Genomic DNA, 23265 nt, shown 5'->3' on the forward strand with positions numbered 1-23265 from the left:
GGGGGTAAGATTTTTGGCTTCAACAGAAAAATTTCTTGATTTACCATTAGAAGATGTTATTGGAGACCGCTTTGGTCGATATAGTAAATATATTATTCAAGATCGTGCATTGCCAGATGCACGCGATGGGTTAAAACCAGTTCAACGACGCATTTTGTTTGCGATGCATGAAGAAAAAAATACCGCTGATAAAGCTTTTCGTAAAGCAGCTAAAACAGTAGGTAACGTAATCGGTAATTATCATCCACATGGAGATAGTTCCGTCTATGAAGCAATGGTTCGGCTAAGTCAGACTTGGAAGGTTCGTAATGTATTAGTAGAAATGCATGGTAACAACGGTAGTGTCGATGGTGATCCACCAGCAGCAATGCGTTATACCGAAGCACGACTATCTAGTATTAGTTCTGAATTATTACGTGATATTGATAAAGAGACTGTAGATTATATTCCGAACTTTGATGATACAATTAATGAACCTGTCGTATTACCAGCACGTTTTCCTAACTTGTTAGTTAACGGTTCTACTGGAATATCCGCTGGATATGCAACAGATATGCCGCCACATAACTTAGATGAAGTAATTGATGCGGTAATTAAAAAGATTGAAAATCCAAACATTACAATCGAACAAATTATGAAAATAATGAAAGGACCTGATTTTCCTACAGGTGGTACTATCCAAGGGGTCGAAGGTCTAAAATCGGCATATGAAACTGGAAAAGGAAAGATCATGGTTCGAGGCAGAGCCAAAGTTGAACCATTACGTGGAAATAGAGAGCAAATCGTCATAGATGAGATACCTTATGAGATAAACAAAGCAGTTCTCGTAAAACGAATGGATGAATTACGACTTGACCGAAAAGTAGAAGGTATAGCTGAAGTTCGTGATGAAACGGATCGAACTGGACTTCGAATTGTAATTGAACTGAAAAAAGATGCTGACAGCGAAGGAATCTTACATTTTCTGTATAAGAGCACAGATTTACAAATTACGTATCATCTTAACATGGTGGCGATAAAAGATAAGACACCAATGTTACTAAGTTTAACGGACTTACTTGACGCATATATCGCACACCAAAAAGAGGTTGTAACAAGACAATCTTCCTTTGATTTGAGAAAAGCAAAAGAACGTGCACATATTGTGGTAGGTTTAATTAAAGCCATCTCTATTCTAGATGAACTCATTGCGACGATTCGTGCTTCTAATGATAAACAAGATGCAAAAAGACGTATTCAGGAAGCATATGGTTTCTCTAATGAACAAGCAGAGGCAATTGTAAATTTACAATTATATCGATTAACAAACACTGATATTACGTCTTTAGAAGAAGAAGCAGCTGAATTGCGTGCTAAAATTGCAGAACTAGAAGCAATTTTAGGAGATGAAAATAAGCTATTTTCCGTTATTAAAAATGATTTAAAACAGATTAAAAAGAAGTATTCAACACCCCGTAAAACGAAGATAGAGAATAAGATTGAAGAATTGAAGATTAATTTAGAAGTAATGGTTGCAAGTGAAGATGTGCTAGTTTCTGTAACAAGAGATGGCTATTTGAAACGAACAAGTTTACGTTCGTATGCAGCTTCAAATGGGAAAGACTTAGCAATCAAAGAGGAAGACCACTTGGTTGGTCTACTAGAGGTAAATACGACTGATACAGTCTTAGTTTTCACGAATAAAGGAAGATATATCTATGCACCTGTTCATAAACTTCCGGATATAAGGTGGAAAGATCTTGGTCAGCATATATCAAATGTCGCAGCAATTGACAAGGGAGAAAACATAGTACGCGTAATACCAATTAGACAATTCTCTGAAGATAATTATCTAGTTTTCTTCACCAAAAACGGAATGATTAAACGTAGTGAATTGAATTTATATGAAGCACAACGTTATTCAAAAGCCTTGGTAGCAATCAATTTAAAAGGTGATGATGAGGTTGTTAATGTTGCAATAACGACAGGAAATGATGAAGTCTTTATTGCTTCTGATCGAGGACTTGGATTGTGGTACCACGAATCAGAAGTAACACCTGTCGGACAACGGGCAGCAGGAGTGAAAGCAATTCAGCTTAAACCCGATGAAAAAGTAGTAAATGGTGTTGTACTGACTCAATCCAAGACAGGCATTAATCTTGTTGTGATGACACAAAGAGGTGCTGCAAAACGAATGACCTTACATGATTTTGAATTGTCATCGCGTGCTAAACGTGGTCAAAGTATGTTACGCGAATTGAAGCAAAAACCTCACCGTATCGTAGGTTTTGTTAGTACCAACAAAGAAGATTCCGTACAATTTATGACGAATTCTGGTACGCATCACCCATTATATCCAATGGAATTAAGTACAAGTGATCGATACAGTAATGGATCTTTCGTAATTGATACAGATATCGAAGGTGAAATTGTTGCTGCTTGGAAACAAGCAAACTATGTAAAAGTGTTTGAAGCTGACGATTCAAATGACTAATTGGACGGGATATAAGTAAGAATCTTTCTTGAAATTTTGTTTCAGTTAAAAAAGGTAATACTACAACAATCTTATAAGTATAAAAAGCAAAGCAACTAGAAACAACTGTTGCTTTGCTTTTTTATACTTATTAAGCAATTTAGTATGTATTCAAGATAATAAATGGTATGATTTTAACAGTTAGTATAGAGATAAAGGGGTTTTTAAAATGGAGAAACGATTATTTCGTGATGCGATGGGAAAATTCGCGACAGGTATTACAGTAGTATCAACAGATTATCAAAATGACGTAAAGGGAATAACGGTTAATTCTTTTATGTCACTATCATTGGATCCAACATTAATTGCAATTTCTATAGATAAAACTGCTTCGATTTATGATGTTTTACTAGAGGTAGATACATTTGGTATTAGTATTTTAAGTGAAGACCAAAAAGAAGAATCAATGATTTATGCAAATCAAAAAGAAGTAGAAACACCAGTTAATTTTATTGATTTAGCTGGAACTCCTGTTTTAGATAATGCATTAGTTCAACTATCTTGTGAAAAAGAGTCTGCTGTCGAAGCCGGCGACCACATGATTTACATTGCAAAAGTAAATGATCTGAAAATAAATGACGGGAATCCTTTATTGTATTTTAGCGGAAGCTATCAACAATTAGGTGAGTAAGATAAAGGATATAAAGCTTATGAGAAAATATTATGCAGATATTATTCAGTTTAGGGGTGACCACCAAGCGTTTGGTTATGAACAAGGCAAATGGCTTCTATCGTCACCCCTTTTTAAAATATACCAACAACAGAATACGCAAACAAAAAGACCACGATTCGTCGTTAATACAGAAGAAGCAACAGCGTGGTTAACCGAATTATTTCCTGCATTATTGGAAGAATTGAAAGGGATATCGATAGCTATTGGCTTTACATTGGAACAAACAATTGCATTTTTTAGTGGTTATCAGCAAGAATGGAAACGGTCAGGATGCTCTATTTTAACAGGTGATAACTTTTTAATTCGGAATTACGATTTCCATCCTAAAACATATGAAGGGCGCTTTGTAATGTATCAACCTCTTGCTTCAAAAGGATATGCAACGATAGGCGCGTCTCAACGGATAGTAGGTCGAGCAGATGGAATGAATGAAGAAGGTCTTACGGTTGGTTATAATTTCGTAAACCGTAGAAATGGCGGGAATGGATTTATTCCGACAATTATTACTCGGATGTTATTGGAACAGTGTGCCACAAACGAAGAAGCCATTGCGTTAATCAAAAAGGTGCCACATCGTCATTCTTTTAACTATGTATTAGCTGATAAATTTGGGAACTCACATGTTGTAGAAGCAACGGCTAACGCTATTCGTGTTAAGGAAAGTAAAATTAGTACGAATCATTTCGATTTGTTACCTGAAGCTAACCGCTATCATTTGGCAGATTCAAAACGAAGATACGCTATACTTGAGAAACAACTTACATCTTCACTTACGATAGAACAAGCATTTCAATTATTTAATAATGTCGAGGAAGAAATTTATTCTAAAAAGTATCTGCAATCAGCTGGTACATTGCACACATCACTTTATGACCAGAAAAAGTTGGCTGTTTATCTTGCTTTAGGTAACAACCGAAAGCCCACACCATTTTCGTTTCAAAACTGGTTAGATGGTGAAGACACTTCAATAAAGAAAGTATTAGGCGTAATCGATACAGATGAAAAAATGCCATATATTGATGGTATATAATTTGTGTTATACTGTATAGTATCCTAACACCTTCGTATACTTTATATAAGATACGGAGGTGTTACTTTTATGAAAAAAGATATGCAACAACTGAATGAGTCAAATGCAGCTAATGAAGAACAAGAAGGTTTAAATGAAACAGTAGAACAATTAAGAGATCAATTCATGGCTGGTACCATTGATCAAATAAATGAAAAATAAAATTTGTTGACAAAGACTAAATTGAAGAAGATTTGGTCTTTTTTTTTCTAATTTAAAGGTCAATTGCTAATATAGATGGGCTGATATTTTCTATAAGATTAACTGGCTTTAGATTAAAAATAAAACGCTAAGCTGTGAACTGCTCACCTAGCGTTTTCCTAATCTTTTTGGAAGGGAGGATAATATATCTTCTGGTAATAATTCGAAACCTCGGCTAATTGTTCTTGCAACATGACTATCTGATCCTGTTACAAATGGAATTGAAAGTTGGTTTGCTTTTGCAATAACCGATTGATTTGGATAGATACGCTTGCAATGTTCTTTATAAAGACCTGCTGTATTCAAGTCAAGCTGATATTCTTTTTCCTTGATTAATTTTAATAGCTCGTCCAATTCATGATCAAATGGATGTGTTGATGGAAATAACGTCACAAATTTTTCAATTAGTGTTAGATGACCAATTCGTGTCGGTTTATATTTTCCTAGATCTTGTGTAACTGCTCGTTTTACGGTTTGATAATACGCTTTGTATACTGCATCAATAGAACCAAATAATCCAATTATACGTTTAAATTCTTCAGCGCTATAATCAAGACAGACATAGCTGCCATTTGGGGCTTTTAGCATATGGACCGATAGAATAGCGTCATCTAGTTCTAAACCATATTGATTCAAGAATTGTTCTGTTTCTCCCTGATATCCTTCGATAAAGTCAACTTCAAAACCAATAAAAATCGTTATCTTATCTTGATATTTTTCTTTTAAGCGATTACCTTCCTTGATATAACTTCTAACGTCTTCAAGCCTCATTGCACTATCCTTTTCTGGTGTTGGATCAACAAAAGTGACAGGAAGAGGTGCGTGTTCTGTAAAAGATATGTAAGCAAGATCCTTCTCTATTGCTTCTAAAACGTATTCCTCCATTAGATCTGATGACCCATGGGGACAAAAGTTGGTATGTACATGAAAATCTCCTGTAACTTGCATTGATCATTCCTCCCTTTCCTAATTCTATCTTAAATAGTATAGTTAAAAAAGAAAAGTTTTTTATTGACGAGAATAGGAACAGCGTGATAGTCTATAAATAGACAAACGCTTTACTAAAGTAAAGTGGTAACGCAATAAAGAAAATAGGATGTGTTCTAAAATGTTTTTACCTGCTGGAAGCCAAGATGAAATCGGGAAAAAGTTAGATAATCGATCAAAAGCATATGAGATATTTCGAGATGTTGTAACGTCACGTAATTATAAAGCAATCTCTACACCAGTTGTGGAATATGCGAATACGTTTACCAATGAACACGTTGGGATGAAGTTGCACGCGATGTTGAAATGGTTTAATCGTGAAGGTGAAATAGAAGTATTACGAGCTGATTGGACAACAGCAATTGCGCGTGCATTAATCAATCAACACCCAAAACAATTAAAATGGTCCTATCAAGGATCCGTATTTCGTAATGATAAGGATGGAATAGAAAGTAGACAAGCGGGAATTGAAATTATCCGCACGACACCATTTTTAGGTGAGAGTGAAAGTCTATTTACTGCTGTTACTTATTTAAATGCATTAGAAATTAAGGAGTATCTAATTGAACTTGGCCACACAGGTATCTTTGACGAATTAACAAGCCCATTGGAATTAAATAAAGCAGAAGAAGATCTATTACGTCAGGCAATGCACGATAAGCGTAGAGATGTCGTTTATCAAATTGCGGCAGATAAAGGTCACCCTGTAATAGCCAATCAACTGACACAAGTGATTGAAGCATACGGTACGATTGATGAATTAGAGAAATATCAAACCATATGGGCTAGTAACCCACGTCTAGTAAAAATATTAAACCATTTGAAACAACTTGCTACAGTTCTAAAAGGACTAGGTATTGATGAAGTATTAGTAGATTTAGGACGTGTTAAAAACCTACCGTATTACAGTGGTACGATGTTTCGAGGCTATTTAAAAGAAAACGGTGCTACATGTTTTTCAGGTGGTCGTTATGATAAGCTTTATGAACAATTTAATGAAAAAATATCTGCAGTTGGTTTAGCATTCGATGTTGATGTGTTAGCGGATCAATTAAACAATGAAGGGGAAAAAGAAAGTATCTGTATACTAGCATCTGAAGAATCGCATGTTTTTGCAGAGCGCTTACGAGCTTCTTATTTAAATTGTATTGTCGATATTCAATATACAATACTGGACGAACATGATTATGATAAAATTGTAAGAATTATAACGGATAATAATAAAGAATTTAGGGTGATAGAAGAATGAAACCATGTATTGCATTAACGAAAGGTCGATTAGAAGAACAGTTTCTCGCATTTTTCAAATCATTAGATTATGATATTGAACCGCTTGTAAATAAGGGACGAAAATTACGTGTGGAAACGGATGAATTTCAATTTATATTTGCTAAAGGACCAGATGTAACAACATATGTTGAGCATGGTATTGCTGACCTAGGAATTGTTGGTGGTGATATTTTAGCAGAATTTCAACCAGATGTTTTTGATTTATTGCCGTTACCGTTTGGGCAGTGTCGCATGGCAGTTGCTACGGAAAAAGGCAAAGTTTGGCCAGACCAAAAGAAAAAAATCGCAAGTAAATATACTGGCATAACAAAAGAATATTTTCGTAATAAAGGTGAATCCGTAGAAATCATTAAACTAGAAGGTTCTGTTGAGTTAGCTCCAATTTTAGGACTGGCAGATGGAATTGTTGATATCGTAGAAACTGGTACAACACTAAAGGAAAATGGATTAGTTATTCAAGAAGAATTCTTTACATTCAGCGCACGTTGTATTGCAAACCGTTCTTCGTTAAAAATAAAAAGAGAGGCGCTTGCTCCAATTATTCAAGCATTTAAACAAAAGGAGGAGTTGGTATGATACCTGTTTATCAGCCGAGCGCGTTTGAAATGGATTTTTTGTCAAAGAAAGAGGCCGATGCAACGGATGAAAAAGTTTATCAAGTAGCGAAAGAAGTTATTGCAGATATTCGTGCAAACGGTGATAAAGCCCTTGAAAAATATGTTGAAAAATTTGATCGTTATGTACCAAAAAAATGGGAAGTTACCAAAGAAGAACGGAAAAATGCATGGGCTAAAGTAGATCAAAAAACAATTGATGCCCTGACAAGAGCAGCCGAGAACATTAAGGCGTTTCATGCGAAACAGCTACAATCCTCAAAATTCATGCAAGTAGATGGTGATATAATGTCTGGCCAATTATATCGAGCGATTGAACGTGTGGGTATTTACGTACCTGGTGGAACAGCTTGTTATCCATCATCTGTGCTTATGAATGCTATTCCTGCTGTATTAGCAGGTGTAGAACAAGTTATTATGGTAACTCCTGCACGTGATGGAGAGGAAATTGCACCGATCTTATCTGTTGCAGCTGATATTGTAGGTGTCGATCGAATTTTCAAAATTGGTGGTATTCAAGCAATTGCTGCGTTGACATACGGAACGGAATCAGTACCAACAGTAGATAAAATTGTCGGCCCAGGTAATGCTTATGTGGCCGCTGCTAAGTCACTCGTTTATGGTGATGTTGGGATAGATATGATTGCTGGTCCGTCAGAAGTTGCCATTATTGCTGATGATACAGCAAATCCGGTTTATATCGCAGCTGATCTTATCGCACAATCGGAACATGACACAAATGCGCGTTCATTTTTATTTACAACGTCTAAAAGGTTATTAGAAGCGACAAATATAGAAGTGGAAAAACAATGTGCCGTATTACCTAGAAAAGATATTGCATCTGCTTCTTTAAGCGAAAAAAGTGGATTAGTGTTAGTAGATGATTTAGACCAAGCATTTCTATTATCGAACAAATTAGCACCAGAACACTTAGAAATTCAATTGGATAATCCACTTGATTATTTAGGGAAAATAAAAAATGCTGGTTCTGTGTTTTTAGGTCATTATACACCTGAATCACTTGGAGATTATTATGCTGGTCCCAATCATGTCTTACCAACTTCAGGGACTGCAAGATTTTCATCAGGTTTATCTGTCGATGATTTCATTAAGAAGACAACGTTCCTTTATTATTCAGAAGATGCATTGAAACAAGCATCAGAAGATGTGATGACAATCGCCAAAGAAGAGCATCTAGATGGTCATGCGAGAGCAGTTGAAAAAAGATTAAAGAAAAATTAAAAGTGGGGGTGCAAGATGCGCACAGCTAGTAAACAGCGAAAAACAAATGAAACAGTAATAGAGGTAGCATGTAATTTAGATAATAGTCAAGAAGTAACAATTTCTACTGGTGTTGGTTTTTTTGATCATATGCTTGAATTATTTGCCCGTCATGGTCGTATTGGTCTAACGGTTAAAGCAAACGGTGACTTACATATTGATAGTCATCACACTGTTGAAGATGTCGGTATTGTACTAGGCCAAGTGATTAAAGAAGCATTAGGCGATAAGAAACAAATTAATCGCTATGGTACAGCCTATGTTCCGATGGATGAAACGCTCGGTTTCGTTTCACTTGATATAAGTGGCCGACCATTTTTAGTATTAGATGCAACATTTGAAAATGAAAAACTTGGTAATTTTGATACAGAATTAGTGAGAGAATTTCTTCAAGCATTTGCATTTCAAGCAGGCATAACGCTTCATGCACGTGTTTTATATGGCATAAATACGCATCACAAGGTTGAAGCCTTATTTAAAGCACTTGGTAGAGCTTTAGCAGAAGCAATTCGAATTAATCCAGAAATTGTTGGCGTTAATTCCACAAAGGGACTAATCGAATGATAGCAATAGTAGATTATGGAATGGGTAATATCGCAAGTGTTGAAACAGCACTTCATAATCTTGGCTATGACGTGATTGTTACAGATAATCCAGCACAATTAGCTAAAAGCTCGCATATTATCCTACCTGGCGTCGGTTCCTTTCAAGCTGCGGTAGAAGAAATAGAGAAACGTAATCTCAAAGAAGTACTACAAACATTAGCTGAGAACAAGCCATTTCTAGGTATTTGTTTAGGCATGCAACTTCTATTTACAGAAGGACTTGAAGGTGGAAATACAAAGGGATTAGATCTAATTCCTGGTACAATAGAGAAAATAGAGACGAACTATCTTTTACCGCACATCGGCTGGAATGCATTAGATATAGCTGATAATCAACCTAATTTTGAATTATTTCAAGATCAGCATGTTTACTTTGTTCATTCTTTTGCGGCAAAAACAGATAAACAATATATCGTTGCAACAACAGAATATGGATCAGATGTAACTGCAATTGTTAAGAGCGGTCTTACTTATGGGATTCAATTTCATCCAGAAAAAAGTGGTGAAGTAGGCGCGGCAATTTTAAAAGCATTTTTACAGGAGGTATCTCATGAAAATACTACCAGCGATTGATTTAATAGATGGCAAATGTGTTCGATTATATCAAGGTGATTTTAAACAAACGACACAAGTTGGATCTGATCCGATAACGCAGTTAAAAACGTTTATTGCTAACGGTGCAGAGATTGTTCACATTGTTGACTTAGATGGTGCACGTGAAGGCGAAGCTGCGCGACAATATCAATTAATAAGTGAACTATGTAAATTATCATCTATACCAATTCAAGTAGGCGGCGGAATAAGAAGCATGGAAACTATTGAAAAATTGCTTGCAGCAGGGGCAGATCGATTAGTACTTGGTACAGCAGCGATTGAAGATCAAGATTTTTTAAAAGCAGCCTTAGCTAAATATCCAGAACAAATCGTCGTAGGTATTGATGCGAAGGGCGATAAAGTAGCAATCCATGGTTGGGAAACTGTATCAGAGCTTGATTATCTGACCTTTGCTAAACAGATGGAGGATTTAGGTGTTCAAACGATTGTTTTTACTGATATTTCAAAAGATGGCACAATGATGGGGCCTAATGTAGAAGCATATGAAAAATTACTTGCACATGTTTCGTGTAAAATAGTTGCTTCAGGTGGCATTAGCAATAATCAAGACATCGAAGCTTTAGCAGCAATAGGCATAGAAGAAGCAATTGTTGGTAAAGCGATTTATCAAGGTGCGGTTACGTTGAAAGGGGAAACGTCCGTATGATTGTTAAACGCATTATACCGTGTCTAGATGTCAAAGAAGGTAAAGTTGTTAAAGGCACAAATTTTGTATCTTTGCGTGAATTGGGTGATCCAGTAGAAATGGCTGCTAGTTATTCCAAAGCAGGCGCAGATGAAATTATTTTTCTTGATATCTCAGCAACAAATGAAGGACGCGATACGATGGTTGATATTGTGCGTGAAACAGCGCGCAATGTATTTGTACCATTTACTGTTGGCGGTGGCGTGAGGACGATTGACGACGTTACCCGTTTATTAAAAGCTGGTGCTGATAAGGTTGGTATTAATTCAGCTGCTGTTAACGATCCAAACTTGATAACCACTGCTGGTGACCGTTTTGGCGCACAGTGTATTGTTGTAGCAATTGATGCCAAGTTATTTGATGACGGTTGGCATGTAATGACGCACGGCGGTAGTAAAGATAGTGGTTTAGATGCAGTTGAATGGGCAAAAGAAGTAGAAAAACGTGGTGCTGGTGAAATTTTGTTAACAAGTGTTGATACCGATGGTGTGAAGAACGGATTTGATTTAAAGCTTACAAAAGCAATTGTTGACGTTGTTCGTATCCCAGTTATTGCATCAGGCGGTGTCGGAAACCCAGATCACTTTCCAGAAGTATTTAAAGAGACAGATGTATCGGCAGGTTTAGCGGCATCCATTTTTCATGAAAATACATTCTCAATAGACGCAGTGAAAGCAAGATGTAAAGAACAAGGAGTGAGTATACGTGAAGCCTGATTTTTCAAAAGGGTTAGTTCCAGCTATCATAACAGATAATCAAACAAAAGATGTGTTGATGCTTGCATATATGAACGAAGAATCGTACAAAAAAACATTGGAAACGAAAGAAACGTGGTTTTATTCTCGATCAAGAGAAGAGTTATGGCATAAAGGTGCTACGTCGGGAAACATCCAAACAGTTGTTTCTATTAAGCTTGATTGTGATCAAGACACATTATTAATAACCGTTATTCCAAAAGGTCCAGCTTGTCATACTGGAGAACAAACGTGTTTTTTTAATCCAATTTTAGACAATGAAAAAACAAATGAAAAGCTAGTAAATGAATCTATTATTGATAAAGTAATGGCCGAAGTAGAAGAACGTAAAGAAACACGCGTTGCTAATTCATATACGAACTACTTATTTGATAAAGGTATTGATAAAATAGCTAAAAAAGTAATTGAAGAAGCCGGCGAAGTGGTAATTGCAGCAAAAAATAATGATAAACAAGAAATTATTTTGGAAGTTAGTGATCTATTGTTCCACACCTTTGTCTTAATGAGTAATCAAAACGTTTCATTAGATGAGGTTAAAACAGAGTTAGAAAATCGTTTTACTAAAAAAGGGAATAGTAAAGGCGATCGTCCAGAAATTGAGAAGTGGTAAACACTTCTCAATTTCTTTTTTTTAGTATCTTTTAATAATTTATCTTCTTAATTTTGTTCAACATTTAGAAATAGTCACTATATTCAGCTAAACCATTTGCTGACACAGCGGTTGTTAAGCTAGTTATTCAGAAAAAACATGATGGATAGAGGTTCGTATACAAAAGAAAAATATAGGAAGTGCATAATAAACTGAATTAAAGTAAAGATATAAAAGATTATCGATGCAAATCTTTTACTATTTCGTAGTAATATAATTACGACAAAATAACTGGGGGTTAACAACATGAGGAAATTAGTAACAGGAATAGTTATAATTAGTTTTATGCTAGTATTAACAGCATGTGGTACAAATGAGGAAGACACCACAGATACAGATAATACTTCTACATCAGATAAGTCTGCAAGTCTATATGATGAAGTAATAGAAAAAGGTGTTCTTACAGTAGGAACTGAAGGTACGTACGCACCATTCACTTTTCATGATAATGATGGAGAATTAACGGGATACGACGTTGAAGTTATTAGAGAAGTAGCTGAACGAATGGGTGTTGAAGCAGAATTTATGGAAACACAATGGGATTCCATGTTTGCTGGTTTGAATTCGGAACGTTTTGATTTAATTGCGAATCAAGTTGGTATTAATGAGGATCGCTTAGAGAGTTATGATTTTTCAAATCCATATACGTATTCATCGGCAGTTGTCGTTGCACCTACAGATTCGGATGATATAAATGCTTTTGCAGATTTAGAGGGAAAAAGTTCAGCACAGTCTCTAACTAGTAATTTCGGTGCTATAGCTGAAGAAAGTGGTGCTGAAATTGTAAGTGTGGAAGGACTCGCGCAATCAATTGAGTTATTGAAGCAAGGACGTGCAGATGTGACAGTAAATGATAAACTTGCTGTTCTAGATTATTTAAATCAAGAAGGCGATGAAAGTGTTCATATTGTTGCAGAAGAAGGTAATGTATCTGAAACAGCATTTGCATTAAATCAAGGTAATGAAGAATTAGTTGAAGCGATCAACGAACAATTAGAAGCGATGAGAGAAGACGGTACTTTAGCGCAGATTTCGGAAAGCTGGTTTGGTGAAGATGTTTCTTCTGAGTAATACATTGTTTACGATCACATCGAATCTAGAAGGGTGGGAGTTATTTGTAAACTCCCTTCTCCCTATGATTTTAGGTGCAATTAAATATACCATACCGCTTACGCTTATCTCATTTTCAATAGGATTGATATTAGCATTACTAACAGCAATTATGCGTCTTTCTAAATCTTTCATTGTTCGTGCACCTGCAGCTGTATACGTTTCTGCAATTCGAGGAACCCCATTGCTTGTGCAATTATTTATTATTTTTTATGGACTACCAAGTCTTAACGTAACAATTGATCCATTTCCAAGTGCTGTTATCGCATTTAGCTTGAACGTAGGTGCTTATGCATCAGAGATTATACGTGCTTCTATTTTATCTATTTCTAAAGGGCAATGGGAAGCAGGTTATACAATAGGTATGACACAAAACACGGTATTAAAACGGATTATTTTACCGCAAGCAACAAGGGTTTCCGTACCGCCATTATCAAATACATTTATTAGTTTAGTGAAAGATACATCACTTGCTTCGTTGATACTTGTTACAGAACTGTTTCGAAGAGCTCAAGAAATTGCCGCAGTAACGTATGATTTTATGCTGATTTATATTGAAGCAGCTATTCTTTATTGGGTCATCTGTTTTCTACTATCCCTTGTTCAACAAGTAATTGAGAAACGACTAGAACGATATACAGCAACATAAAAAGGGGGAGTAGTAATGTTATTATCGATTAAAAGTCTAGCTAAGTCTTTTGATGATCTTGAAGTTTTGAAGGATATTGATTTAGAGATTAACAAAGGAAAAGTGTTATCGATAATGGGACCTTCAGGATCTGGTAAAACAACGATGTTGCGCTGTTTAAATGGACTGGAACAACCAAACAGCGGCATTTTCACCTTTGATGATGGACTCGCTCTTAATTTTAAGGACAAGATCAGCAAACAGGACGCGTTGAAATTAAGACGTAAGTCCGGAATGGTATTCCAATCGTATAATCTTTTCCCACATAAAACAGCATTAGAAAATGTGACAGAGGGACCGATCACTGTTCAAAAACGTAATAAGAAAGAAGTTAAGCAAATGGCGGAAGGACTTTTGGAGAAGGTAGGTCTTAAAGATAAGATGCACCTATACCCGCATCAACTTTCTGGTGGACAACAACAACGAGTTGGTATAGCTAGAGCATTAGCAATTGAACCTGCATTAATGCTATTTGATGAACCTACATCTGCACTAGATCCAGAATTAATTGGAGAAGTGTTAACAGTGATTAGGGATCTTGCAAATGATAATTGGACTATGGCTATTGTAACGCACGAAGTACAATTTGCTGAACAAGTATCCGATGAAGTCATATTTATGGATGATGGCTATATTGTTGAACAAGGTCCACCAAAAGAAGTGTTAAAAGCACCAAAAGAAAAACGCACACAACAATTTTTGAATCGAATACTTAATCCGTCATAAAAAGAATGGAAATGTCCAGACTTAGAAAAGTAATTAAGATACTTTTCTAAGTCTGGATTTTTTATTGCGTTAACTATTTTGGTTTTATAATATGTTCCTGTATACTGAAAGGAAATTGACCATAAAGGAAGTACAACTATGCGATTAAGTGTGTTAGATCAAGTACCAATTTCACAAGATTCTTCACCAGAAGAAGCAATAGATAATACAATTAAGTTAGCAAAAATAACAGAAGACTTAGGCTTTACAAGATATTGGGTAGCTGAACATCATAATACAAACGGATTAGCAAGTTCCTCACCTGAAATATTAATGACGCGTCTTGCTAGTGAGACGGCTTCGATTCGAATTGGATCTGGTGGTGTATTGCTACCACAGTATGCACCATTGAAAGTGGCAGAAAATTTTCGAATGCTAGAAGTTATGTATCCAAATAGAATTGACTTAGGTTTAGGACGTTCACCAGGTGGATCAAATGAAACACGCTTAGCATTAACCGATCATATACAAAAAAGTATGAGTTTATTTCCGAGACAATTAGAAGAGTTATATGGTTTTTTATATGATGAATTACCTAAAGATCACCCATTTTTCACGGTAAAGGCAAGCCCAAGAACGAAGACAAATCCCCCAATATGGGTTCTAGGCTTATCAGAACGCGGGGCAACTAATGCAGCAAACATTGGTGCGGGATTTACATATGGTCACTTTATTAATCCAACTAAAGGGAAAGAATCGATTGCAGCATATAAAGATAAATTTAAACCGAATAAAAACTTTCAAGAGCCACAAGTGACTGTCTGCATCTTTGTTATTTGTGCCGAAACAGAAGAAAAATCAGAAGAACTTGCCTTATCACAAGATCTTTGGTTATTGCGTGTAGAAAAAGGGATTGGAACGCGTGTACCATCAGTAGAAGAGGCAAAGAGTAAAACATATACAAAAGAGGAACAAGTAATAATTGATAGAAACAGAAAGAGATGCATTGTTGGAACTCCTGAAAGCGTCAAGAAACAATTAGAAGAGATACAAGTAAGCTATGACTGCGATGAATTTATGATTATAACAAATATTTACTCATTTGAAGAAAAGGTAAATTCTTATCAGTTGTTAGCAAAAACATTATTTAATTAATGATATTATTTTTTTGTAAAATAATGTAATAGATAAAATTAAATTGATTTAGTGGAATTTTGTTAATCCTTGCATTAGCTTACTATACTTTATCAAAGATGAGGAGGTGTAACATGGCTAATATTAATAAATTTGGTCTGTTATCTTTATTAATGGTTCTTATCAATTTTATTTTCTTTATTTTCACCAGAGGACCGAATGCGAATATAACTCTTGCTATAAGTGTATTTATTACAGTATCTGTTCTAGGTATTATTTTTGCTTTAATGTCTAAGAAACGTATTGTAACAATTACAGGAATTTTCTTAAATGGATGCGTATTGCTGTTCGCTATATTACTCTTACTTGCTGTCGGAATAGGGTCATCTTAAGAACTTGGAGGAGAAAAATGATTGATTATAGAATAATTGAAAAACAAATGTATACGGATAAAATCGGATCACTAGTTTCCATGCTTGAACATACGCGTGCTGTAACAATTGATGAAATTTCGAATCTTACTCAAAAAGAATTAGACTATTTACCAGATGCTAGTTCGAATTCGATTGGTGCTCTTTTAAACCATATCGCAGCAATTGAATTTGCCCATCAAGTAATATTCTTTGAAGAAAGAGATCTAAGTGAAAGCGAGTATTTAAGATGGAAGAACGGTTTAGAACTTGGAGATACAGCTAGAATTGAAATTAAAGATAAACCTATTACTTATTATCTTAATAAATTAGCAGAAGTTAGAGAAAATTCGTTAACACAATTGAAATTAAAGCAAGATAGTTGGTTATTTGAAGAACATAAATGGGAGAATGGAGTTGCTTATAATAACTACTACCTTTGGTTTCACGTTATGGAAGACGAAATAAATCACCGCGGTCAAATAAGATCAATTAAACGACTACTGTTAAATAGTACACAACGTTAAACAATTCAACAGGGGATTAATGTAATAATCCCCTAAGATGTTCCACATGCTTTCTATTTCCATCAATTACTTCATTAATAATTTTTTTGCTTTCCGGATCTAAATCACCTTTAACTATTTCTTCCGAGTACTCGACGCCATAGTTATCTATTCCTTTTATTGCATCTTCTATTATCTTGTTGGGTTCATCACTTAACATAGCTTTATGCACAAAGCTATGCATGGATCCAGTAATTCCTTCACTATTAGCTGGGACACCACCTAGATTTTGAATCCGCTCTGCTAATTTTTGGGCATCTTGTTTAACTTCTTGTTGTATAAACTGAAAATCCTGTTTTAATTTGTCATCGTTTATCTTCTGAATGTAATGCTCAATAGAGCGTACACCCATATAACTACCTCTTAATATTGTGTTTAATTCTTCAATAACTATCTCATTTTGCATAAATATCACATCCTATCTCTAGTATAAGTCAGTTCCTTTAAAATATTCATATTCTTTTGTTAAATTATGTTAATGCAGAACTTCATTTATGCTAAAATATATATGTAAATGTTTTGAAAACATAGAAGGGACCTGGAATACTGATAAATTAAAAGCACAGTTGAAAGCATTAGAGAAAAGTCATTTGAGTCAAGATGTTCGTAAAGATGTTAAGAAGTTAGATGAAATATTAGAGACTGATTTTATCGAAATCGTAAGTTCTGGTTTTATGTTTTATAAAGAAGATTGTCTTACCAGTGGTGTCGAATTATTCGACATGTCACTACATAATTATGAAGTTCAGATTTTAGCGCCAGATGTTGTCCTAGCTACCTATTTTATCGAGGATAAAACTAGAAGCCGTAATACACTTCGTAGCTCAATATGGAAGCTTATTTACAAAATACGGAAACTATATTTTCATCAAGGAACGATTACTGAACAAAAGTTTTTAAATGAATAAAGAGGAGTGAAGATTTTTGTCAAAAAAATATATTATAGCTAGTATAGCGGTGGTAATTCTAATCATTATTAACCTTAGTACCTTTTTTAAACTTAACAGTTTAGATGAAGATATATTTGAATTAGATAATAAGCTTCAAAATACGAACTTTTCAATTGAAAACAATTATTCACAAGTGGAATCTACTATGAATGAAATGCTAGAAGAACAGTTGTGGATTCAAGAAAAAGATTACCAAATTATCGCTCTAGATACCGAGGAAAGTACGGTTGATGTAATGCTTGAATGGCATGCTCGTGATCTCTTGCAAAACGAAATTCTATCATTATTATATCGAAATGAAAACACTACGGAATGGAATGAATTAGAAGTTAACAATGAAAATGGATTGAACTATTCTGTGGAGCATACTTTCCCTTTAAGAGAAAATTATGAGGTACAATTAGTTGGCGATTCAGTTACTGGAAAGCGAAGTGAGGAACTGTTCATTTTGGACTTTAAAGATGAGATAGAGAACCGTATTATTATTAATGTGTTTGTAGATGTAGAAAGCGATCATAAAAATATTAGTCCTAATATCATTATATATAATCATTTAGATGAAGATTCTATCTTTGGTCAGAATAAAGATGACTTAAAAATTAAAAGTGCTGAAGCTTTAATATATGTAGATGGAGAGATTAAAAAAGAAATTAACTTATTAGAAGAGGAGGAAAATAACTATATTGATGAAAATAGTGAGAATATTAATTATTATAAAATAGTAGAACTTGATGAAGTTATAGAAGATGTGAATGATATTGAGGTGCTTGTTATTGTAGAAGATAACTTAGGTGTAAAATATCAGACCACAAATAATGCATTAAATGAAAAATGACTAAAAATTAGAGAAAACTATAAAATGCGCTTTGGTTATCAGTCATTTTGCTATCATGTATAAATCTGAAATGGTAGTATAGAGATAATGGTCTTAAAATGTGTCGGCTAATATAGTCAATAGAATAGTTAAAAGCGAGGGGTTTGATGAAAAACAATTTCTTAGATCAGTTTTATACAGTTGACCCAATTTCGGGCGATTATATCATTGAAATTTCTCTAAAGGACTATGATGAAGTCTTTAATACATGGGATTCCTCTGTGTACAATATTAGAGATCTAGATGCAAGTTTAAAAGCCTTTCTTGAAGAATTTTCGTTTGAGATAGACTCACGTAAAAATATTAAGTTAAAGTTTGATATGTTAGATGAAAAAAAAGATGTTGAAATGGAGAAAAACATTATTTCAGGCATTCGAAATAACTTTAATTACAAGTATTTTTTAATAAATAAGCAGACAGTACAAAGTAGGAAAAAATCATTGATTTACATTATGGTTTCTGTTATGTTTACGATCGTTTCGAGTTATTTACAGTTCTCAGATGAAAATAAGTTATTTCAAGATTTGGTCTCACTTAATCTAACAGTGGGCGGCTGGGTGTTTTTATGGGAAGCATTTTCAATACTCTTTATGCAAAGCGTTAATTTATCAAAGAGAAAGAAGCACTACAAAAGAATCATAGCGGCTGATATAATATTTAGGTATCATTAAATTTTTATAAAGTAAATAAATAGAATAAAATATATTAGGGGTGTAATATGAAACACTACATAAGTTTATTAATACTTGTTTTATTGTTATTTCCTGTCCAAGCAAGCGCTCACACGCATTTGGACAGTTCAGAACCAGCAACTGGAGAAGTAGTTTCTTCTGATAATCCAGTAATTACGTTAACATTTGACTCACCAATACAAGAAATAAATACAATTTCTGTAACAGATAAAAATGATGTGGTAACAACTATTGAAGAAATCAATCATTCTCCAGAAAATATAATAGAAGTAACATTACCAGCAAATCTTGAAGAGGGAGAGATCGAATTTTTTTACAGCATTATTGGAGAAGATGGGCATGTAATAGAAAATAATCTCGTATTTACATATGAGCAAGTAGACAAGGAATCAAGTTCAGTGGATGAAACACAATCTTCTGAGAAAGAAAACGCTGAAGACACAGAAGGTGAAGCGGAAGAAAGTGAAATAGTAGAAGAAACAGAGCAAGCTCCTAAAGTAGAAGCAACAGAAACTGCTAGTGAACAGGACGAGCAAAACGGATGGCTTATGCCAGTTATTGCTGTCATTTTAATCGCGATTGCTGCAATCGTATTCTTAGTAAATAGGAAGAAAAAATGATTTATGCAATAACAAACGGACTTTTATATGTTTGCTTTTCCATTTTGATTGGCACGCATCTCCTATCTTTATTACCTGAAGAAATGAGAATGTATATAAAAGTTAAGAAACGTATATTGATAGGTGTAACTAGTGCAATACCTATACTTGCAGTTATTCCTATTATTGATTTGGTAAACACGATTAGTAAATATAGAGTAGATAACGGCTTTACTAGTTTTATTTATGTGATAAAAGAAATAGAGATAGGGAGAGCATGGTTCATTTTGTTGCTCCTTTCAATTTTCCACCTTTTTATTTTGGCAATCAGAAAACATATAGTTATTTATCCAGTTATTGGTTTATTTCTAATGTTAGGCATAGTCTTAACGCAAAGTGTTGTTGGTCATGCAGCTAGTATGGCAAGCTATCCTGGTGCTTTATCACATACCATTCATTTACTCGCCGTTTGTTTTTGGGCAGGAACCTTATTCGTTGTTAGTTGGTTTGCGAATGACGATACACATTGGAAGTCGTTTGTTAATTGGTTTTCAATTATGGCTTTAATATGTCTCGTATTTGTCACGTTTACTGGGCTATTTATGAGCTTTTCATTAACAGAAGGAACGTTGGTATCATCATGGCGTATTCCTTATGGTCAAGCATTGCTAATCAAGCATTTACTATATGTAGCTTTATTGCTGTTTGTTTTTATTAATGCTGTTCTGATAAATAAGAAGATAAAAAAATCAACAAATTTCTCACCTAAACGTTGGTGGCGGGCTGAGAGTGCGATCATTTTACTTATATTCTCTGTAACTGGTTTTATGAGTGAACAAGAGCCGCCACTTGATATAGAGAAAATGGTCAACAGTGGTGATAGTTCTATCCTTTTTCGTACATTTGCATCAGTTAATATAGGGGATACTGTACTATTTTCTCCTGATTTCATAAGTATTTTCTTTATTTTTTTATCAGTTGTTTTTCTCTTTTCGACGCTTTTCGTCTTTTGGATCCAAGAGAAAGTAATCAGCACTTTGTTAATGAGTGGCCTTGCAATATTTAGTTTATATGTGGGGCTGATGTCATCAGTAACAGTTTTCTAAAACAGCAATAGATGCTTTTTTAATATATAAATGATACGCTACCATTAAATACAATATAAGTAATAACCTAATGCTAATAAGGGGGAAATAAGAAATGATTATTGGGTTAAATCATGTACAAATTACTATTCCAAAAAATGCTGAAGAGTTAGGAAAGCATTTCTATTGTGATTTATTAGGGTTAAAAGAAATTAAAAAACCAGAGTCGTTAAAAGGTAGAGGTGGATTTTGGTTGCAAGTTGGAAATCTTGAGGTACATGTAGGAACAGAAGATGGTTTTGATCGATTAACAACAAAAGCCCATTTAGCATATCAAGTAGAAGATCTTTCATATTGGAGAAACGTATTAAATGAAAACAGTATTAATATTTCTGAATCTATCCCACTTCCTGGCTATGACCGTTTTGAATTTCGAGATCCATTTGGTAACCGAGTAGAGATGATTCAAGCAATTTAAACAACTTTTCAACAGTTAATAAGGAGTGATTTAATGATAAGTATACTATTATTATTTATCATCATAGGTTTAGGTACAATTATTAGGAACCAAAGTGAACAATCTAAACAAAACAAAAAGATCATACAAATCCTAGAGGATATACAAAAAGAGAAGATTAATATATAGGATTAACACATGTTCTTGAATATAAATGAATAAGAGGCTGCAACAAGCTAATACTTGTTGCAGCCTCAATATTTGTATTATTTCCAGTTTTCTTCGATAAAATTGTCGCGTCCAGATTTGGCACGATCTTCAAGGTATTCATTTTCATTCTCTTTATAAAAATCTTGATGATAATTTTCTGCAGCGTAAAAGCGCTTAGCAGGTAAAATTTCAGTTGCAATTGCTTTTTTAAATTTACCACTATTAGCTAATGCTTGTTTTGAAGTTGCTGCAATTCTTTCTTGTTCACTATTATGATAAAATATTGCCGTTCGATATTGTGGTCCGCGATCATGAAATTGTCCGTCTGGATCTGTTGGATCAATTTGTGGCCAATATAGATCAACAATTTGTTGGTAATCAACCAGTGTTGGATCATAGGTTATTTGAACCGCTTCATAGTGACCTGTTTCTCCACCTTTAACATCCTCGTAACTAGGGTTTACTAGTGATCCTCCAGTATAGCCTGAAATGACTTGATGTACACCGTCCCATTGATCAAAAGGCTTAACCATACACCAGAAACATCCTCCAGCAAAAGTTGCAATTTCTCGTCTATCTGTCATTCTAATTCCCCCCCAAAAAAATCATCTGTGCTTTAAATCTAGCTGATTTAAATGAGAATGTCCATCAAAAAGTATAACAATTTCATTTATAAGCAAAATAATAGTATGGAGGTGATTATTTGAAACGACCAACAAAGCAAAAAGGAAATAATGAGATGCATTCAGGTTTAAATCCGCAAGGCTATTCAGAAGATAAAGCAGATCAAGAACCAAAATCACAATTGGAACAAAAAGCGAAACATTCTCATACAAAAAGATAATGGCTCCATACAATCTTTAATCTAAGTTTCTAAAATGGTTTAGAACAAATTGATAAAATACTGTTTCAGAAGGAGCAAGATTACGATGCTTTGGTGTTATAATTCCAACTGTTCTGCATAATTGCGGATTACTTATTGCAATTTTAGATGTAAATGTTGTGTTCACTTCACTAAATGCACTTTCCGGTAGGAGTGTAATACCCATACCAGCAGCAACAAGGCCTTTAATAGCATCAAGATCTTCTCCTTCTGAAGTTACATGTGGTTCAAAACCAGCTTGTTTACACCCGTCCATTGCTAATTTCTCGAAGATATATCCTTTTGGAAATAAAACAAATGGATCTTGTTTTAATTCTGCTAAGTAGATACTTTTTCGATTAGCCATGGGATGATCATTCGGAACTAAGGCATATAAATCCTCAGAAAATAAAATATCTCCTATAATATCAGGATCATCAATAGGTACTGGTCCAAGGAAAGCTACATCAATCTCTCTGCTTTTAACTGATTCGATTAGAAAACTATAAGAACCTTGACGAAGGTGAAAAGATATATTCGGGTATTTTTTCTTGAATACCGCTAGTACATTTGGTAATAAATTACTGGCTAAACTTGTTGGAAATCCAATTTTAATGGATCCACGTTCAGGATCAATATATTCATCGACCTGCTTCTTGGCGTGATCAATTGCTTTCATCGCGACTTTAGTGTGGTAAAAAAATGTTTTTCCAATAGGCGTAAGTTTGACATTACGACCTGTTCTTTCAAATAGTTGCACTCCCAATTCAGCTTCCAAATTAGCGATTTGTCTACTTATTGCAGATTGAGCAATGTGTAAGTGGAGTGCCGCATCAGACACGTGCTCTCTTTCGGCAACTTCCATAAAATAACGTAATTGACGTAGTTCCATTGATATCCCCCTAATATATATATATCAAGATTAGATCGTTCCCATCTATATTATATATTGTTTAGATCAATAAATAAACATACAATAGAAATAGA

General features: G+C 34.5%; 29 protein-coding genes. 25 read left to right on the forward strand and 4 right to left on the reverse strand.

What is annotated here, in order from left to right; translation table 11 throughout:
- Nucleotides 1-13 precede the first annotated feature (13 nt).
- The 4 genes from parC to D2K60_RS21170 all read left to right on the forward strand — a co-directional run bounded on the left by parC (nucleotide 14) and on the right by D2K60_RS21170 (nucleotide 4416).
- The gene (gene parC / locus D2K60_RS15380; protein ID WP_117169552.1) at nucleotides 14-2473 is read left to right on the forward strand and encodes a DNA topoisomerase IV subunit A; all 2460 of its coding nucleotides are present in this window, start codon (nucleotides 14-16) and stop codon (nucleotides 2471-2473) included.
- A 208-nt stretch (nucleotides 2474-2681) separates the two neighbouring features.
- The gene (locus D2K60_RS15385; RefSeq protein ID WP_117169551.1) at nucleotides 2682-3143 is read left to right on the forward strand and encodes a flavin reductase family protein; all 462 of its coding nucleotides are present in this window, start codon (nucleotides 2682-2684) and stop codon (nucleotides 3141-3143) included.
- A 19-nt stretch (nucleotides 3144-3162) separates the two neighbouring features.
- Nucleotides 3163-4215 (forward strand): C45 family autoproteolytic acyltransferase/hydrolase, encoded by a 1053-nt coding sequence (locus D2K60_RS15390; protein ID WP_117169550.1) that lies wholly within the window; start codon nucleotides 3163-3165, stop codon nucleotides 4213-4215.
- A gap of 69 nt (nucleotides 4216-4284) precedes the next feature.
- On the forward strand, nucleotides 4285-4416 hold the full coding sequence (locus D2K60_RS21170; RefSeq protein WP_275896246.1) for a DUF4025 domain-containing protein: 132 nt from the start codon (nucleotides 4285-4287) through the stop codon (nucleotides 4414-4416).
- 147 nt (nucleotides 4417-4563) lie between these two features.
- On the opposite strand, the gene hisJ is transcribed toward D2K60_RS21170, so the two are convergent.
- Entirely contained in the window at nucleotides 4564-5403 is an 840-nt protein-coding gene (hisJ, locus tag D2K60_RS15395; protein WP_117169549.1) for a histidinol-phosphatase HisJ, read from the reverse strand.
- Between the two features lie 160 nt (nucleotides 5404-5563).
- On the opposite strand from hisJ, the gene D2K60_RS15400 reads away from it, so the two are divergent.
- The 14 genes from D2K60_RS15400 (at nucleotide 5564) to D2K60_RS15465 (ending at nucleotide 16510) form a co-directional block, all read left to right on the forward strand.
- Nucleotides 5564-6691 carry an ATP phosphoribosyltransferase regulatory subunit gene (locus D2K60_RS15400; RefSeq protein ID WP_117169548.1) on the forward strand — a complete coding sequence of 376 codons (1128 nt, stop codon included), beginning with the start codon at nucleotides 5564-5566 and terminating at the stop codon, nucleotides 6689-6691.
- Entirely contained in the window at nucleotides 6688-7308 is a 621-nt protein-coding gene (gene hisG, locus D2K60_RS15405) for an ATP phosphoribosyltransferase (protein ID WP_117169547.1), read from the forward strand. The genes D2K60_RS15400 and hisG overlap by 4 nt, the downstream gene beginning before the upstream one ends.
- Entirely contained in the window at nucleotides 7305-8588 is a 1284-nt protein-coding gene (hisD, locus tag D2K60_RS15410; protein WP_117169546.1) for a histidinol dehydrogenase, read from the forward strand. The genes hisG and hisD overlap by 4 nt, the downstream gene beginning before the upstream one ends.
- 15 nt (nucleotides 8589-8603) lie before the next feature.
- Nucleotides 8604-9191 (forward strand): imidazoleglycerol-phosphate dehydratase HisB, encoded by a 588-nt coding sequence (gene hisB, locus D2K60_RS15415; protein ID WP_117169545.1) that lies wholly within the window; start codon nucleotides 8604-8606, stop codon nucleotides 9189-9191.
- Nucleotides 9188-9805: an imidazole glycerol phosphate synthase subunit HisH gene (gene hisH / locus D2K60_RS15420; RefSeq protein WP_117169544.1), complete on the forward strand. Its 618-nt coding sequence runs from the start codon at nucleotides 9188-9190 to the stop codon at nucleotides 9803-9805. The genes hisB and hisH overlap by 4 nt, the downstream gene beginning before the upstream one ends.
- Complete coding sequence (hisA, locus tag D2K60_RS15425) at nucleotides 9783-10493, forward strand: 1-(5-phosphoribosyl)-5-[(5-phosphoribosylamino)methylideneamino]imidazole-4-carboxamide isomerase (protein ID WP_117169543.1); 711 nt, start codon at nucleotides 9783-9785, stop codon at nucleotides 10491-10493. The genes hisH and hisA overlap by 23 nt, the downstream gene beginning before the upstream one ends.
- Nucleotides 10490-11248, forward strand: coding sequence for an imidazole glycerol phosphate synthase subunit HisF (gene hisF, locus D2K60_RS15430; protein WP_117169542.1), 759 nt, complete (start codon nucleotides 10490-10492; stop codon nucleotides 11246-11248). The genes hisA and hisF overlap by 4 nt, the downstream gene beginning before the upstream one ends.
- Nucleotides 11238-11897 (forward strand): bifunctional phosphoribosyl-AMP cyclohydrolase/phosphoribosyl-ATP diphosphatase HisIE, encoded by a 660-nt coding sequence (gene hisIE / locus D2K60_RS15435; RefSeq protein WP_117169541.1) that lies wholly within the window; start codon nucleotides 11238-11240, stop codon nucleotides 11895-11897. The genes hisF and hisIE overlap by 11 nt, the downstream gene beginning before the upstream one ends.
- 285 nt (nucleotides 11898-12182) lie before the next feature.
- On the forward strand, nucleotides 12183-13007 hold the full coding sequence (locus D2K60_RS15440; RefSeq protein WP_117169540.1) for an amino acid ABC transporter substrate-binding protein: 825 nt from the start codon (nucleotides 12183-12185) through the stop codon (nucleotides 13005-13007).
- Nucleotides 12991-13695 carry an amino acid ABC transporter permease gene (locus tag D2K60_RS15445; protein ID WP_117169539.1) on the forward strand — a complete coding sequence of 235 codons (705 nt, stop codon included), beginning with the start codon at nucleotides 12991-12993 and terminating at the stop codon, nucleotides 13693-13695. Before D2K60_RS15440 ends, D2K60_RS15445 begins: the two co-directional genes overlap by 17 nt.
- A gap of 15 nt (nucleotides 13696-13710) precedes the next feature.
- Complete coding sequence (locus D2K60_RS15450) at nucleotides 13711-14460, forward strand: amino acid ABC transporter ATP-binding protein (RefSeq protein ID WP_117169538.1); 750 nt, start codon at nucleotides 13711-13713, stop codon at nucleotides 14458-14460.
- Nucleotides 14461-14598: 138 nt separating this feature from the next.
- Nucleotides 14599-15594, forward strand: coding sequence for an LLM class flavin-dependent oxidoreductase (locus D2K60_RS15455; protein ID WP_117169537.1), 996 nt, complete (start codon nucleotides 14599-14601; stop codon nucleotides 15592-15594).
- Nucleotides 15595-15707: 113 nt separating this feature from the next.
- On the forward strand, nucleotides 15708-15965 hold the full coding sequence (locus D2K60_RS15460) for a hypothetical protein (RefSeq protein WP_240335280.1): 258 nt from the start codon (nucleotides 15708-15710) through the stop codon (nucleotides 15963-15965).
- Nucleotides 15966-15982: 17 nt separating this feature from the next.
- On the forward strand, nucleotides 15983-16510 hold the full coding sequence (locus tag D2K60_RS15465; RefSeq protein WP_117169536.1) for a DinB family protein: 528 nt from the start codon (nucleotides 15983-15985) through the stop codon (nucleotides 16508-16510).
- A 16-nt stretch (nucleotides 16511-16526) separates the two neighbouring features.
- Here D2K60_RS15465 and D2K60_RS15470 read toward each other — a convergent pair whose 3' ends face one another.
- Complete coding sequence (locus D2K60_RS15470; RefSeq protein WP_117169535.1) at nucleotides 16527-16955, reverse strand: DUF2383 domain-containing protein; 429 nt, start codon at nucleotides 16953-16955, stop codon at nucleotides 16527-16529.
- A gap of 88 nt (nucleotides 16956-17043) precedes the next feature.
- Between D2K60_RS15470 and D2K60_RS15475 the strand changes: the two genes are divergently transcribed.
- The 6 genes from D2K60_RS15475 (at nucleotide 17044) to D2K60_RS15500 (ending at nucleotide 21227) form a co-directional block, all read left to right on the forward strand.
- Nucleotides 17044-17457 (forward strand): nuclear transport factor 2 family protein, encoded by a 414-nt coding sequence (locus D2K60_RS15475; RefSeq protein WP_117169534.1) that lies wholly within the window; start codon nucleotides 17044-17046, stop codon nucleotides 17455-17457.
- A gap of 16 nt (nucleotides 17458-17473) precedes the next feature.
- The gene (locus D2K60_RS15480; RefSeq protein ID WP_117169533.1) at nucleotides 17474-18334 is read left to right on the forward strand and encodes a hypothetical protein; all 861 of its coding nucleotides are present in this window, start codon (nucleotides 17474-17476) and stop codon (nucleotides 18332-18334) included.
- Between the two features lie 146 nt (nucleotides 18335-18480).
- Nucleotides 18481-19044: a hypothetical protein gene (locus tag D2K60_RS15485; protein ID WP_117169532.1), complete on the forward strand. Its 564-nt coding sequence runs from the start codon at nucleotides 18481-18483 to the stop codon at nucleotides 19042-19044.
- A gap of 47 nt (nucleotides 19045-19091) precedes the next feature.
- Nucleotides 19092-19685: a copper resistance CopC family protein gene (locus tag D2K60_RS15490; RefSeq protein ID WP_117169531.1), complete on the forward strand. Its 594-nt coding sequence runs from the start codon at nucleotides 19092-19094 to the stop codon at nucleotides 19683-19685.
- Nucleotides 19682-20770 (forward strand): copper resistance D family protein, encoded by a 1089-nt coding sequence (locus tag D2K60_RS15495; RefSeq protein WP_117169530.1) that lies wholly within the window; start codon nucleotides 19682-19684, stop codon nucleotides 20768-20770. The genes D2K60_RS15490 and D2K60_RS15495 overlap by 4 nt, the downstream gene beginning before the upstream one ends.
- Nucleotides 20771-20864: 94 nt before the next feature.
- The gene (locus D2K60_RS15500; protein ID WP_117169529.1) at nucleotides 20865-21227 is read left to right on the forward strand and encodes a VOC family protein; all 363 of its coding nucleotides are present in this window, start codon (nucleotides 20865-20867) and stop codon (nucleotides 21225-21227) included.
- Between the two features lie 245 nt (nucleotides 21228-21472).
- Here D2K60_RS15500 and msrA read toward each other — a convergent pair whose 3' ends face one another.
- Nucleotides 21473-22000, reverse strand: a complete 528-nt coding sequence (msrA, locus tag D2K60_RS15505; protein WP_117169528.1) for a peptide-methionine (S)-S-oxide reductase MsrA — start codon at nucleotides 21998-22000, stop codon at nucleotides 21473-21475.
- A 119-nt stretch (nucleotides 22001-22119) separates the two neighbouring features.
- On the opposite strand from msrA, the gene D2K60_RS15510 reads away from it, so the two are divergent.
- On the forward strand, nucleotides 22120-22260 hold the full coding sequence (locus tag D2K60_RS15510) for a small, acid-soluble spore protein L (RefSeq protein ID WP_420818813.1): 141 nt from the start codon (nucleotides 22120-22122) through the stop codon (nucleotides 22258-22260).
- Nucleotides 22261-22276: 16 nt separating this feature from the next.
- Here the strand turns inward: D2K60_RS15510 and gltC are convergent, their stop codons facing one another.
- Nucleotides 22277-23170 carry a glutamate biosynthesis transcriptional regulator GltC gene (gene gltC, locus D2K60_RS15515; protein WP_117169527.1) on the reverse strand — a complete coding sequence of 298 codons (894 nt, stop codon included), beginning with the start codon at nucleotides 23168-23170 and terminating at the stop codon, nucleotides 22277-22279.
- Between the last annotated feature and the right edge of the window lie 95 nt (nucleotides 23171-23265).

This window comes from Paraliobacillus sediminis (assembly GCF_003426055.1).

Coding starts and splice junctions, on each gene's coding strand:
- D2K60_RS15485 (WP_117169532.1), top strand. CDS start 18,481: ATGAAAAACAATTTCTTAGATCAGTTTTATACAGTTGACCCAATTTCG.
- D2K60_RS15450 (WP_117169538.1), top strand. CDS start 13,711: ATGTTATTATCGATTAAAAGTCTAGCTAAGTCTTTTGATGATCTTGAA.
- D2K60_RS15400 (WP_117169548.1), top strand. CDS start 5,564: ATGTTTTTACCTGCTGGAAGCCAAGATGAAATCGGGAAAAAGTTAGAT.
- gltC (WP_117169527.1), bottom strand. CDS start 23,170: ATGGAACTACGTCAATTACGTTATTTTATGGAAGTTGCCGAAAGAGAG.
- D2K60_RS15470 (WP_117169535.1), bottom strand. CDS start 16,955: ATGCAAAATGAGATAGTTATTGAAGAATTAAACACAATATTAAGAGGT.
- D2K60_RS15465 (WP_117169536.1), top strand. CDS start 15,983: ATGATTGATTATAGAATAATTGAAAAACAAATGTATACGGATAAAATC.
- D2K60_RS15385 (WP_117169551.1), top strand. CDS start 2,682: ATGGAGAAACGATTATTTCGTGATGCGATGGGAAAATTCGCGACAGGT.
- D2K60_RS15500 (WP_117169529.1), top strand. CDS start 20,865: ATGATTATTGGGTTAAATCATGTACAAATTACTATTCCAAAAAATGCT.
- D2K60_RS15455 (WP_117169537.1), top strand. CDS start 14,599: ATGCGATTAAGTGTGTTAGATCAAGTACCAATTTCACAAGATTCTTCA.
- hisF (WP_117169542.1), top strand. CDS start 10,490: ATGATTGTTAAACGCATTATACCGTGTCTAGATGTCAAAGAAGGTAAA.
- D2K60_RS15445 (WP_117169539.1), top strand. CDS start 12,991: ATGTTTCTTCTGAGTAATACATTGTTTACGATCACATCGAATCTAGAA.
- D2K60_RS15390 (WP_117169550.1), top strand. CDS start 3,163: ATGAGAAAATATTATGCAGATATTATTCAGTTTAGGGGTGACCACCAA.
- D2K60_RS15475 (WP_117169534.1), top strand. CDS start 17,044: ATGCTAAAATATATATGTAAATGTTTTGAAAACATAGAAGGGACCTGG.
- hisH (WP_117169544.1), top strand. CDS start 9,188: ATGATAGCAATAGTAGATTATGGAATGGGTAATATCGCAAGTGTTGAA.
- msrA (WP_117169528.1), bottom strand. CDS start 22,000: ATGACAGATAGACGAGAAATTGCAACTTTTGCTGGAGGATGTTTCTGG.
- D2K60_RS15440 (WP_117169540.1), top strand. CDS start 12,183: ATGAGGAAATTAGTAACAGGAATAGTTATAATTAGTTTTATGCTAGTA.
- D2K60_RS15495 (WP_117169530.1), top strand. CDS start 19,682: ATGATTTATGCAATAACAAACGGACTTTTATATGTTTGCTTTTCCATT.
- D2K60_RS15490 (WP_117169531.1), top strand. CDS start 19,092: ATGAAACACTACATAAGTTTATTAATACTTGTTTTATTGTTATTTCCT.
- hisJ (WP_117169549.1), bottom strand. CDS start 5,403: ATGCAAGTTACAGGAGATTTTCATGTACATACCAACTTTTGTCCCCAT.
- hisB (WP_117169545.1), top strand. CDS start 8,604: ATGCGCACAGCTAGTAAACAGCGAAAAACAAATGAAACAGTAATAGAG.
- hisD (WP_117169546.1), top strand. CDS start 7,305: ATGATACCTGTTTATCAGCCGAGCGCGTTTGAAATGGATTTTTTGTCA.
- hisA (WP_117169543.1), top strand. CDS start 9,783: ATGAAAATACTACCAGCGATTGATTTAATAGATGGCAAATGTGTTCGA.
- D2K60_RS15460 (WP_240335280.1), top strand. CDS start 15,708: ATGGCTAATATTAATAAATTTGGTCTGTTATCTTTATTAATGGTTCTT.
- hisG (WP_117169547.1), top strand. CDS start 6,688: ATGAAACCATGTATTGCATTAACGAAAGGTCGATTAGAAGAACAGTTT.
- D2K60_RS21170 (WP_275896246.1), top strand. CDS start 4,285: ATGAAAAAAGATATGCAACAACTGAATGAGTCAAATGCAGCTAATGAA.